Origin of the sequence: Billgrantia antri, assembly GCF_019430905.1 — a bacterium.
GTDB lineage: Bacteria > Pseudomonadota > Gammaproteobacteria > Pseudomonadales > Halomonadaceae > Halomonas > Halomonas antri.
This window is the reverse complement of the sequence record NZ_JAHYCA010000001.1, coordinates 233,095-245,969: the sequence shown is the minus strand read 5'-3', so window position 1 is coordinate 245,969 and position 12,875 is coordinate 233,095. Positions and strand designations below refer to the sequence as shown.

At 65.6% G+C, this 12,875-nt stretch carries 8 protein-coding genes; 6 read left to right on the top strand and 2 right to left on the bottom strand.

The window, feature by feature from the left end:
- Positions 1-6 precede the first annotated feature (6 nt).
- Positions 7-720, bottom strand: a complete 714-nt coding sequence (locus KPL81_RS01120; protein WP_209473578.1) for an arylesterase — start codon at positions 718-720, stop codon at positions 7-9.
- Here KPL81_RS01120 and KPL81_RS01115 point away from each other — a divergent pair.
- The 6 genes from KPL81_RS01115 to KPL81_RS01090 all read left to right on the top strand — a co-directional run bounded on the left by KPL81_RS01115 (position 719) and on the right by KPL81_RS01090 (position 10,522).
- Positions 719-1,474 carry an ABC transporter ATP-binding protein gene (locus KPL81_RS01115; protein ID WP_240548996.1) on the top strand — a complete coding sequence of 252 codons (756 nt, stop codon included), beginning with the start codon at positions 719-721 and terminating at the stop codon, positions 1,472-1,474. The two genes, KPL81_RS01120 and KPL81_RS01115, sit on opposite strands and share 2 nt — an antisense overlap.
- Entirely contained in the window at positions 1,471-4,071 is a 2,601-nt protein-coding gene (locus KPL81_RS01110; protein WP_219790345.1) for an ABC transporter permease, read from the top strand. Before KPL81_RS01115 ends, KPL81_RS01110 begins: the two co-directional genes overlap by 4 nt.
- A 154-nt stretch (positions 4,072-4,225) precedes the next feature.
- Positions 4,226-5,641, top strand: coding sequence for a hypothetical protein (locus KPL81_RS01105; RefSeq protein ID WP_219790344.1), 1,416 nt, complete (start codon positions 4,226-4,228; stop codon positions 5,639-5,641).
- Between the two features lie 278 nt (positions 5,642-5,919).
- Positions 5,920-7,185, top strand: a complete 1,266-nt coding sequence (gene glyA, locus KPL81_RS01100; protein WP_209473575.1) for a serine hydroxymethyltransferase — start codon at positions 5,920-5,922, stop codon at positions 7,183-7,185.
- A gap of 242 nt (positions 7,186-7,427) precedes the next feature.
- Entirely contained in the window at positions 7,428-9,170 is a 1,743-nt protein-coding gene (locus tag KPL81_RS01095; protein ID WP_209473574.1) for a type I secretion system permease/ATPase, read from the top strand.
- Positions 9,167-10,522, top strand: a complete 1,356-nt coding sequence (locus KPL81_RS01090; RefSeq protein ID WP_209473573.1) for an HlyD family type I secretion periplasmic adaptor subunit — start codon at positions 9,167-9,169, stop codon at positions 10,520-10,522. The genes KPL81_RS01095 and KPL81_RS01090 overlap by 4 nt, the downstream gene beginning before the upstream one ends.
- Before the next feature lie 12 nt (positions 10,523-10,534).
- On the opposite strand, the gene KPL81_RS01085 is transcribed toward KPL81_RS01090, so the two are convergent.
- Positions 10,535-12,875, bottom strand: a 2,341-nt coding sequence (locus tag KPL81_RS01085; RefSeq protein ID WP_219790343.1) for an Ig-like domain-containing protein, incomplete at its 5' end; no start/stop codon positions are given.

Genomic DNA, 12,875 nt, shown 5'->3' with positions numbered 1-12,875 from the left:
GTGGTGTCATTCCCGATCCGCTTCGGCCAGCTCCACTCCATTGCCTTCCAGCAGCGGCGCCAGTTCCGGCCACACGTTGTCGAGAATGATCGGCTGGGCGTCGCTGGTGGGGTGAATGCCGTCGTCCTGCATCATGCCCTCCTCGAGCGCTACCCCTTCGAGCAGGAAGGGCACCAGCGGTGTATTGTAGTTATCGGCCAGGCGGGCGAATACGTCGGTGAAGGCGCGGCGGTAGGCCGGCCCGTAGTTAGGCGGAATGTCGATGCCGAGCAGCAGGACTTCTGCTCCGGCGCTCTGGCTGGCCTCGATCATGCCGGCCAGGTTGGCCTCCAGTTGGCTCGGCGGCAGGCCGCGCAGGCCGTCGTTGCCGCCCAGCTCTAGCAGAACGATGTCGGGGTCGTGCTGTCCGATTAGCTCGGGGAGACGGCTCGCACCGCCACTGCTGGTCTCGCCGCTGATGCTGGCATTGACCACCCGTGCGTGTCCGTCGAGCCGCTCTTCCAGCAGGCGGACCCAGCCTGTTTCCCGTTCGATGCCATAGGCGGTACTCAGGCTGTCGCCCATGACCAGCACGATTGGCCGCTCTGCAGCCAGGGCCGCCGAGGCCGCCAGCATCAAGGCGAGCAGTATGACGCAGGCTGAGCCAGCGAAGCTTAATCGCCGCTGGGCTTGCCTGGCTCGGCACACTCCGTTCACACCAATGGGGAAACCTTTCACCATGTCCGACTCCTCGACTCGAGATGCTGTAGCACCCGCCACGACGTCCGGCTCAAGGCGTGATGCCACACCGATTCTACATGCTCGGCAGCTGAGCAAGCAGGTCGTGAGCGGAGAGCGGCGGCTCACCATTCTGAGTGGCTTGACGCTCGAAGTGTTCCCCGGCGAGAGCGTGGCGATCCTCGGGCAGAGCGGGGCGGGCAAGTCGACCCTGCTGGGGTTGCTGGCGGGGCTCGACGAACCGAGTGGCGGCGAGCTCGAGCTGTTTGGCGAGACATTGGGTCAGCTCGACGAGGACGGTCGTGCCCGGCTGCGCGCCGGCCGGGTCGGTTTCGTATTCCAGAACTTCCAGCTGCTGCCGACCCTTACGGCGCTCGAGAACGTGCTGCTTCCTCTGGAGCTTTCGCCGCTACCCGATGCCGCGGCGCGGGCGCGCGACTGGCTGGCTCGTGTTGGGCTCGGCGAACGCCTGGATCATTTGCCCAAGCAGCTTTCCGGCGGCGAACAGCAGCGCGTGGCGCTGGCGCGGGCCTTCGTCACCGGCGCCGAACTTGTCTTTGCCGACGAGCCTACCGGCAACTTGGACCAGGCCACCGGGGGGCGCATCATCGAGCTGCTGTTCCAGCTCAATCGCGAGGCCGGCACCACCCTGGTACTGGTGACTCACGATCACGCCCTGGCGGCGCGCTGCGATCGCTGCCTGCGCCTGGAGGAGGGGCGGCTGGTCGAGCTCGTGCGCGACGAGGTGGGCGCATGAGCCGGACGCCGAACCGCTCAGCCGGTACCAACCTGCTGCGGCTCTCCGCCCGCGGGTTGCTGCGCGACCTGCGTGCCAGCGACGTGCGTGCGCTGTTCGTCGCCCTGGCCCTCGCGGTGGCTGCCTCGACCATGATCGGCTTCTTCCTCGATCGTCTGGACCGGGGCTTGACCCGCCAGGCTGGGCAGCTGCTCGGGGGCGATCTGGTGCTGGAGCAGGGGCGTCCCTTCGATGACGAGCTACGTCGCACCCTGGAGGAAGCTGGCATGACGCTGAGCGACCAGGTCGACATGGTGACCATGGTCAGTCTCGGTGACGCCTTCCAGCCGGCCAGCCTCAAGGTGATCGATAGCATCTATCCCCACTACGGCCAGATCTACGTCGACCGCGGCGAGGGCATCGAGACCCTGGCCCACGGACCCGCTCCCGGCGAAGCCTGGTTGGCGCCGCGCCTGGCGCTGCTGATCGAGGCCGAGCTGGGCGATCGCATCCAGGTCGGCGAAGGCGAGCTGACGGTGACCGGCCTGGTCGAGCGCGAGCCGGATCAGTCCGCTGGCTTCGCCAATTTCAACCCGCGTCTGATGATGCATCTCGATGATCTAGACGCCACCAACCTGGTGCAACCCGGGGCGCGGGTGGAGTTCGAGCTGCTTGCTGCCGGCCCACCCCAGGCGCTGGAGCAACTGGGTCCGCTGATCGAGCGGCTGCGCCGTGAAGGGGTCGATGTGCGCGATGTCAGGCGCGACCGCCCGGGGCTTGGCAACGCTCTGGAACGCGCCGAGAAGTACCTCAGCCTGGCCGGGCTCGCCGCCGTGCTGCTGGCCGGTGTGGCGGTGGCCATGGCAACGCGGCGCTACGTCGAGCGACATCTAGACACCGCGGCGCTGTTGCGCTGCTTCGGTGCCTCCCAGCGCGACCTGACCTGGCTGTTTGCCCTGCAGCTGCTGTGGCTGGCCTTGGCGGCGTCGTTTCTGGGTGCACTGCTGGGCCTGGCAGGTCAGGCCGCGCTGCTGGCTCTGCTGACGGCGTTCCTGCCGCTCAGCCTACCGCCGCCGGGCTGGCTGCCGCTGTGGCTCGGCATATTGACGGCGCTGGCGGTGCTGGTCGGCTTCGCCGGGCCGACGCTGCTGAGGCTCAAGCGTGTCAGCGCGCTCAAGGTGCTGCGTCGCGAGCTCGATCCGCTGCCGGCCTCGGCCTGGCTGGTCGTGCTGGTGGCCAGCTTGGTCTTCGGCGGCCTGCTGTGGCTCTATTCCGGCGATATCGACCTGGCGGCCTCGTTGCTGGTCGGCGGCCTGGTCATGCTGGTAGTGCTGTGGGGCCTGGGGGCGTTGCTGCTCGGCCTGGTGCTGCGCCTCGCGTCTCGCCTGCCGCAGGGGCGCAGTAGCAGCGAGCTGTCCCAGGCCGTGCGCCTGGGAGGGCGTCAGCTGGCCAGGAGACGTAGCGCCAGCCTGGGCCAGCTGCTCGCCTTTGCGGTGACCTTCTTCGCCATGGCGATGATTGCCCTGGTGCGCGGGGATCTGCTTACCACCTGGCAGGCCCAGCTCCCCGAGGACACGCCCAACTACTTTGCCATCAACATCCAGCCCGGCGAGCGCGAGGCATTCATCGACGCCCTCGACGCCAATGCCGACGACCGCACGGCGCTCTATCCCATGGTGCGCGGACGCCTCACTGCGATCAACGGCGAGCCGGCACGCGAAGCGGTGCCGGTGGAATCCCGCGGTGACGGCTCGCTGCGCCGTGAACTCAACCTCACCTGGCAGGCCGAACTGCCGGAGGGCAACCGGGTGGTGGCCGGCCGCTGGTTCGATGACCTGGAGAGCGCACAGGCAGGGACTGGCTGGCTCGGAGCAGTGGATGCCGAGCCCCGGGAGGTCACGGTGCCGATCTCGCTCGAGGACGGCTTGGCCGAACGCCTGGGGCTGGCTCTCGGCGACCAGATGACCTTCACTATCGGCAGTGAGGAGGTGGTCGGCGAGGTGACGAGTCTGCGCAACCTGGACTGGGACAGTTTCCGCCCCAATTTCTTCGTCATCTTCCCACCCGGGGTGCTGGAGCGCTTCGGCCACAGTTTCATCACCGCCTTCCACCTCGAGGCGGGGCAGGGCGAGACACTGCGCCGACTGGTGCAGGGCTTCCCAGGCGTATCGCTGCTCAACATCGACGCTATCCTGGCCCAGGTACGCGACGTGGTGACCCAGGTCACCCGAGCGGTGGAGCTGGTGCTGGCCTTTGTGCTGCTGGCCGGGGTGAGTGTGCTCTACGCGGCACTGACCGTGAGCCGTCCGGCGCGCGCGCATGAGAGCGGCCTGCTGCGGGTGTTCGGCGCCGGCGGTGGCCTGATCTCCCGCGTGCAGGGGGCCGAGTTCGCCATTCTCGGCCTGGCCAGCGGCCTGATGGGCGCACTGCTGGCCGAGCTGGCCGTTGCCGGCATCTACGTGGCCTGGCTCGATCTGGCTCCGCGGCTGCATCCGTGGCTGTGGTTGGTGCTGCCGCTGGGCGGCGCGCTGCTGATCGGAGCCATCGGCCACGCCTTGTCGCGTGGACTGCGCCGGGAGGCGCCGGCGGCCAGTCTCGGTCTGCTGGGGGAGGCCTGACCTGACCGGCGGCGCTGGCCAATGCGTTGAACCGGCATTGGCTAGCGACTTGCACGAGGCCACAACTGCACTACCGATAAGGTTACACTGTGTAAGCGTGGCGCTGGCTGACATCGCCACTCCGGTTTCTATGCATTCACAGGAGGTGATGTTCATGCAAGCCTTTAACTCCTCGGTGACTCGCCTGGGCCAGTTGCTGACCTGCGTGGCGCTCATGGGCGGCAGTACTACCGTAGCCGCCGATGCAGAGCGGCTCGAGGCCGACCTGCGGGCGCTGTTCGGCGCAGGCGGCAACCTCTCGCTGGGCGAGGTTTCGAGCGGGATGCTGCGATCCCGTGTGACCGCCGAGGAGATCGTCTTCGAGGCCGAGGAGGGCGAGCGTCTGGTGATCGATCGCTATATCGTCAGCGGCGACTACGACGCCCCCGACGAGGTGACGCTGGAAGGATTGCGCATCGAGGACAGCCTCACCGAGCTGACGCTGATGAGTGCGGAGCGAATCGTGCTGGGAGAACCTTCGCACGCGGTCTTCCCGCTGCATGCGGAACTGGCTCCCGATGAGGTACGTCTCGGCAGCCTGGCCATCGACGGCATCGTGCTCGAACTGGCCTCGGAGTTGGGCGAGGAACTCTTCTTCGACACGCCCTTGCAGGACGGCCAAGGGCGCATGACCATCGAGCGGGTGCGCGGCGAATCGCTGACCCACGACGCCATCGGCATGCTCGAGATCACCGGCGTGGCGGGGGCGGCGGAAAATCTGGACGAGATTGGCTCGGGCTCCTTCACCCTGGCCTCGCTGCGTCTCGAGGAACTGACCGGGCTCGATACCGAAGGTGAAGAAACGCTGGCGTCGTTGCTGCTGCGCGATCTCGACGTCGATGCCAGCGAACTGGTCGGCAGCCTGGCCATGCTCGACGTCGATGGTGATTTCAATGATGGCAAGGGCGGCATGCGCCTCGAGGGGCTTCAGCTCGATCTGGCGCGCATGATCGAGCTGGCGCCCGAAGAGGAGCGTACCCAGCTGCGCATGGTTAGCAACGTGCTGACCGACGGCAGCGGCGAACTACGGCTCGACGCCGCCCTTCTCGGTAGTTGGCAGGAGAAGGGCGAGCACAGCGTGCTGGTCAGCGATAGCCAGATCGATGTTCAGGACGCGTTGCGTCTGCTGTTCGACGTCAATCTGCCGGTGCGACTGCCGGCCGGGGTGACGCCGGCCGATGCTTTCGCCGACCCCGACTGGCTGGAGCGTGCGACCTTGCTGGGGGGAGACATGCGGCTGAGCCTCACCGACGCGGGCTTGTTTGCTCGTCTGGCAACCCTGGGTGCAGCCATGGAAGGGATGACCGAGGCACAGTACGTCGAGCAGGCGCGCACCCAGGCCCAGGGGCTCGGCATGATGTTCGGCCCGGAGGCGCAAGCGGTCTTGCTGGGGCTGGTCGAACTGCTGGAGGGTTCCGCCGAGGAGTTGGAAGTTCGCTTAAACCTGCCCGCCGAGAGCAGCGTGGCCAGCTACCAAACCGATCCGCTGGGGGTGGTCGACAAGCTCAACGTAAAGGTCGAGACACGCTAAGGAAACACTTACAAATGCCTGCGCGAGCGAATCGCTGCGTTGCGCGGTGCTGGAGCGCCAGCCCGGTCAGAATCCTCACATATTCCCCATATGTTCCGGTTCTTGTGCTCCGTGCGCCTTGCGCTTCATCTCGCTCGTCGATTTGTCTAGCGTTTCCTAACTAAACCCAGCATGAGAATTTCTGCACGATGCCATGACGGCCTTTCATGTGAAAGCCGTCATGGCCTGGGGTATCATGGCGCATCCCGATTCTCCCCGTGATGCGAGGTTTCCCGCCGATGTTCAGCCGTGACATGACGATTGCCGGTTTCGATGACGCCCTGTTCGATGCGATGCAGAAAGAGCTCGCCCGTCAGGAAGCACACATCGAGCTGATCGCCTCCGAGAACTACGCCAGCCCCCGGGTGATGGAGGCCCAGGGCAGCCAGTTGACCAACAAGTATGCGGAAGGCTACCCCGGCAAGCGCTACTACGGCGGCTGCGAGTACGTCGACATCGTCGAGCAGCTGGCCATCGACTATGCCAAGCAGCTGTTCGGTGCCTCCTACGCCAACGTTCAGCCCCACTCCGGCTCCCAGGCCAACGGTGCCGTATTCCAGGCGCTGGTCAAGCCGGGCGACACCGTGTTGGGCATGAGCCTCGACGCGGGTGGTCACCTGACTCACGGCGCCAAGCCCAACTTCTCCGGCAAGCACTACAATGCCGTGCAGTACGGCATCGACGACACGGGGCGCATCGACTACGAGGAAGTGGCGCGTCTGGCCCGCGAACATCAGCCCAAGATGATCATCGCCGGCTTCTCTGCCTACTCTCAGGTCATCGACTGGGCGAAGTTCCGCGAGATCGCCGATGACGTGGGAGCGTACCTGCTGGTCGACATGGCCCACATTGCCGGCCTGGTGGCCGCCGGTATCTACCCGAGCCCGCTTCCCCATGCCCACGTGGTGACCACTACCACCCACAAGACCCTGCGCGGCCCGCGCGGTGGCCTGATTCTCTCTGCCGAAGACGATGCCGAGATCGAGAAGAAGCTGCAGTCCGCTGTCTTCCCCGGCATCCAGGGCGGCCCGCTCGAGCACGTCATCGCCGCCAAGGCAGTGTGCTTCAAGGAGGCCATGGCGCCCGAGTTCAAGGCCTACCAGCAGCAGGTGGTGAAGAACGCCCAGACCATGGCCGGGGTGTTCATCGAGCGCGGCTACGACGTGGTTTCCGGTGGCACCGAAGACCACCTGTTCCTGCTCTCGCTGATCAAGCAGGGCTTGACCGGCAAGGATGCAGATGCCGCCCTGGGTCGCGCTCACATCACCGTCAACAAGAACGCCGTGCCCGGCGACCCGCAGAGCCCGTTCGTCACCTCCGGCCTGCGCATCGGCACCCCGGCGGTAACCACCCGCGGCTTCGGCGAGGGCGAGTGCCGCGAACTGGCCGGCTGGATCTGCGACATCCTCGACGCCATGGCCAAGGGTGACGATAGCGCCTCCATCGAAGCCGAGGTGAAGGGCAAGGTCGAGGCCGTCTGCGCCCGCTTCCCGGTCTATCGCTGAATCCGGCGGTAACGCATCCCGACGCCTCGTGCCGGTGACGGCACGAGGCGTCGTCGTTTTTGAGGTAGGCGGTCCGATGCCTCGGTTGCTCAGCCTAAAGGCTTAGCGTCATCAACCTTTTAGGTTCATTTTCCTGCACGCTTGGTGGTGACGTGCGCGTGGCGTGCTACCGTGATTGAAACGGTATGTATCTTTTTTGTAATGAAGGTTGGGTTGGCGTCTTCTTCATTCGGTGACCCGCAATGGTCCGGATACCTCAAGCCTCGGAGCTTCACCATGCCCTGCATTCCTGTCGGGGTTCCTTTGCCTCGGTGGGGCTCTTCAGCCTCTTCGTCAACCTGCTGATGCTGGTGCCGGCCATCTACATGCTGCAGGTATACGACCGCGTGTTGACTACCCTGAGCGGCGAGACCCTCCTGATGCTCACCTTGGTGGTGGTTTTCCTGTTCCTCATCATGGGGCTGCTCGAGCTGGTGCGTTCGCGCATCTTGGTGCGTATCGGCAATCGCCTGGACCTTCAGCTCAGCGGGAGGTTGTGCCAGGCCATGTTTCGGCACAGCCTGCTGACGGGCAGCCGGCAGTCGGCTCAGCCGCTCACCGACCTGGCTACCCTGCGCCAGTTCCTTGCCGGCAACGGGCTGCTGGTCTTCTTCGATGCCCCTTGGGTACCGGTCTACCTGGCAGTGCTCTTTCTCTTCCATCCATGGCTTGGCCTGTTCGCCACGCTGTCCGGCCTGGTATTGCTGACGCTGACCGCAGTGGGGGAGAAGCTGACCCAGCCGCTGCTGAGCGGGGCTGCCATCGAACAGATCAAGGCGAACGAACTGGTCGACGCCAACCTGCGCAACGCCGAGGCGCTGCATGCCATGGGCATGCTGCCGGGCATTCTGGCGCGCTGGTCGCAGCGGCACCGGCGCTACCTGGCGGGGCAGTCCCGGGCCAGCGATCGCGGCGAGGCGCTGGCCAGCAGTGCACGGGTGCTGCGCCTGCTGGCCCAATCCCTGATCCTGGGACTGGGCGCCTGGCTGGTGCTGCGCGAAGAACTGACACCGGGGATGATGATCGCCGGCTCCATCGTCATGGGGCGAGCGCTGGCCCCTATCGACCGTATGATCGGTACCTGGAGGGGCTTCATTTCCGCTCGTGGCGCCTACCGCCGTCTCGAGGAGTTGCTGCTCAGGGTACCGATGGAGCCCGAGCGGATGCCCTTGCCACGGCCAAGCGGCCGGCTGCGCCTGGAGGGCGTGACCGCAAGCGTGCCGGGAGGCCGAGTTGCGGTGCTGAGCAACATCCACTTCGAGCTGGGACCCGGCGAGCACCTCGGCATCATCGGGCCGAGTGCCGCCGGCAAATCCTCCCTGGCTCGGGTCATGCTGGGCATCTGGCCCGTGTCGGCGGGTACGGTGCGACTCGACGGAGCCGATATAGCAAGCTGGCAGCGTGACGCCTTGGGCCCGTGCATTGGCTACCTGCCCCAGGACATCGAGCTGTTCGATGGCACCATTGCCGAGAACATCGCCCGCTTCGGCGAGGTCGATTCGATCCGGGTCGTGGCAGCGGCGCGCAAGGCGGGCGTCCACGAGATGATCCTGGCCCTCCCCGATGGCTACGACACCCTCATCGCTTCCGGCAGCGGCCTCTCAGGGGGGCAGCGTCAGCGCCTTGCCTTGGCGCGCGCACTCTATGGAGACCCCGTGCTGGTGGTGTTGGACGAGCCGAATGCCAACCTCGACGACCGTGGAGAGAAGGCCCTGGCGGCGGCGATGTCGGCGCTCAAGCAGGAGGGCGTCACCCTGTGCGTGATCAGCCATCGCATCAGCGTGCTGAAGGGAATGGACCGGCTGCTGCTGTTGCGCGATGGTGAGATGCAGCGCTTCGGCCGGCGTGAAGAGGTAATGGCAAGCCTGACAATCAAGCCGGTGCCCAGTGCGGCCGCCGAGGCGCAGCCGCGCCAGGCGGCGCCACCCGTGGAGAGGCGAAGATGACGACGGCACGAGACGACCAGCCATACGGGGGGACAGGCTCGGCGCCGGCATTGGCCCCACCGCACGTTCCCCTCGACGAGAGACGCTATCACCGCCTTGGCCTGTTGGTGCTGCTGCTGGGGTTGGGGGGCTTCGGTGGCTGGGCCTTTACCGCGGAACTCTCGGTATCGGTGGTGGCGCCGGGGTACGTGGCGGCGGAGTCTTATCGGCGCACGGTTCAGCATCTCGAAGGCGGTATCGTGCGGGAGATTCTGGTGGAGGATGGCGACAGCGTGACGGCAGGCCAGCCCCTGGTCGTGCTCGACGACACCCAGGCGCGCAGCCAATTGCAGATCATGCGCTCTCAATACCTCATTCACCGGGCCACGGAACTGCGTCTGCTGGCCGAGCAGCAAGGAAATGCAACGCTGTCGATTCCCGAAGAACTTGCAACGAGCGACCTGCCGAGGGTTCAAGAGGTGCTGGCCCTGCAACAGGCACTGTTCGTCGCGCGGCGGGAATCCCATCGCGGTGCCCTGAACGCCTTGGACGAGCAGGTCATACAACTAAGACGACAGATCGAAGGGCTGGAGGAGACGGTAAGGCTGGGAGAGCGTCACCTAGCCTCGCTAAGCGCCGAGGAGAACGATTTGCGCGGGCTCTATGCCAGGGGACTCGTCGATAACCTGCGCCTGCGGGAGGTCGAGCGCGACTTGCTGCAACTCGAAGGCGAGGTGGCCGGCCGGCGTGCCGAGATCGGTCGGTTGGGCTCCCAACTGAGCGAGAACCGCATGCTGCGCGAGGTTCGAATTCAGGAATTTCATAAAGAAGTGGGCGAGCAGCTGCGCGACGTCCAGGCGCGGGTATCGGAAGCCGAGGAGCGCATCATCTCGCTGTCGGATCAGGTTCTGCGAACCACGGTAAGGGCACCCGTGGCCGGTACGGTGGTGGAACGCCGCGTGCATTCCAATGGCGACGTGGTGCGTCCGGGCGATTCGCTGCTCGACCTGGTACCGGCAGGCGATGGCTTCATCATCGAAGCGCGCGTGCCCGGACGCGATGTCGACCGACTGTACCCGGGGCAAGCGGCCGAGATCCGCTTTACCGCCTTCAACCAGCGCCAGACCTATTCGAGCCTGGCTGAAGTGGTCTATGTCAGTGCCGACAGCCAGGTCGACGAGGCGACCGATGCGCGGTTCTATCGCGTTCGGCTGAAAGTGTCCGACACGGGGCGACAGGCCTTGGACAGCCACATGCAGCTGCTGGCGGGGATGCCGGCGGAAGTCATGATCCGCACCGGTGAGCGTACCTTCGCCAGCTATCTGCTCAAGCCGCTCACCGACATGTTTGCCCGGGCAGTGCGCGAGGCATGACGAGCTCGGTGCTCAGGCGAGGAAGATGTCGTCGTCAAGCTGGAAGTCGTTGTACCAGATCTCCTTGGCCTCGGCGTTGCGGGCGAACAGAAAGAACTTGTCGCCGGTCGCTTCTCCGACGGCATGTGTGGGGGTCTGCGGGTCGATCATGTTCTCGTCGCTGCTGCCGCTGGTCAGGATTCGCGTACCGGGGGAGGCGGTGTCGAAAGATAGCTCGGCGACCTGCGAGACCTTGAAGTGAATATCACCATACGGGCTAACGGCGTTCTCCTGGTAGAAGACATAGATGAAGTCATTGTCTTCGTCATAGGCCAGGGTCGGCCGGCTGGCCTTGTGGGAGGCGGCATGCACCAGTACCGGCTCCTCCCAGGCGCCGGGCAGGCCCTTGACCAACCAGATCGCATCCGTGTCGTCTTTCATGGTCATGACGAGGGTGCTGCCGGTCCATACCACGGCGAGATGATCGTCCAGGGGCACGCGGTCGGTGATCTGCTCTATGGTCCAGCCGTCGGCGTAGTCACTCGGCGTCGCGGAGGTTGGCTGGGAGGCGAACTTCCAGGCGTTCGCGGTGCTGTCGCCGTAGACGAGACCGACATGGTCGACGCCGTTCAACTGGAAGGACACGAAGTCGACCTTGTTGTCGCCGTTACTGGCCGAGACGGTGGTGGGGCCATCATCGATGTCCACCACGCTCCAGGCCGAGAGGTCGCTCGAGGTCGGGTAGGCCAGCTTCAAGCCCTGTTCGCCGCCCGCTTCAGAGGGGCCGATAATGGCCACCAGCGGATTGCCGTTCTGATCCATTCCCAGCGCCATGTCGGGATTGCGCTGCCATTCCACCCCCGGCAGCTTGCCGCCCGAACCGGCTAGCTTGATCTCCGCTGACACGGCGAACGACTCGGCCTGGGTGTCATATGTCATGGCGTAGAGATGCGGCGTCGATTCGGTGGGTCCGAAATTGAGCACGTACAGCGTATCGGTCGCGTCATTCCAGGCGATGTCGGCTCGGCGGCCGCTGGTCATCATGGTCGGGCTCGCTATCGACCACCCGCCCATCGTGCCTGGTTCGGGTAGGGTGCCGTCGAAGCGATACACGTGCCAGCCGCTTTGCTCCGGTAGCACGGCCCACCAGGTACCGGCATGGAAGAAACTCTTGTTGGCATTGGTGTGCTCGAAATTGCGTCGGTGGTCGGTGCCGAATTCGGTCGCAATATAAGAGGTTTCCAGCGGAATAGGCGGGGGCATGCCGGATTCGACGGAAACGATGACCGTGGCCGAATCGCTCTGGAGACTTCCGTCCGAGGCGCGATAGGTGAAGCTGTCGCTGCCGATGAACCCTTGGTTCGGCGAGTAGGTGAGGGTGCCGCTGGGGTTCAGCGTGACGCTGCCGTTGGTCGGCTGGGTAAAGCTGCCCACCGCCAGCGGATCGCCGTCCGGGTCGCTGTCGTTGGCCAGCACGGCGATCTCGACGGCCGAGTCCTTGGTGGTCGTGGCGCTGTCGTCGTTGGCCACCGGCGGGTTATTGCCGGGCTCGCTGCCGTCGGTGGTGTACTCGACGATCAGCCGCGGTGGCGTACTGCCCTCCGCCGAGTGGAAGTCCCAGCCGTTGGGGCCCGTCGGCAGGAACGCCCAGCCGTAGTTGGGCGTGCCGTCGGCCCAGGCCTGCAGGCTGGCGGTGACGTCGAGCCGGGTAGTGCCGGCGGGCACGAAGCCGGTGGTCAGGTCGGCGCTGGCATGGGCTTCGACGCCGTCGGCCTGGAGGCCATCGGTGAAGGTGTTCCAGGTATCGGTATCGTTCCACGGCATCAGCATGCGGTGCAGCCGGGCGCCGTCACCCTTGCCGGTGGTGTTGAGCTCCAGGGTGGCGGAGACGATGGTGGCGCCCAGCGGGATCTGCCCGGATCCGCTGCCGAATATCTGCTCGAAGCGCAGTAGCGTCTGTACCGCGTTGCCCTTGTCGTCGCTGTCGACGTTGAGCGTGGTCACCCCGGCCCGGCTGGTGGCCTTGGAGCCCCCGTGGAGGTAGGTATCGACGACACCCGCATAGCCGTCGAGGCCCTGCTGGAACTGCAGCGTGCCGGATGCTGGCGGTGGTTCGTCTTCCTCGACCGTGACGGTTACGGTGGCGGGATCATCACTGACCAGCTCGCCGTCCGAGGCGTGATAGGTGAAAGTGTCGCTCCCAACGAAGCCTTGGTTCGGCGTGTAGATGAGGTTGCCGTTGTCATTCTGGGTGACGCTGCCGTTGGTCGGCTGGGTAAAGCTGCCCACCGCCAGCGGATCGCCGTCCGGGTCGCTGTCGTTGGCCAGCACGGCGATCTCGACGGCCGAGTCCTTGGTGGTCGTGGCGCTGTCG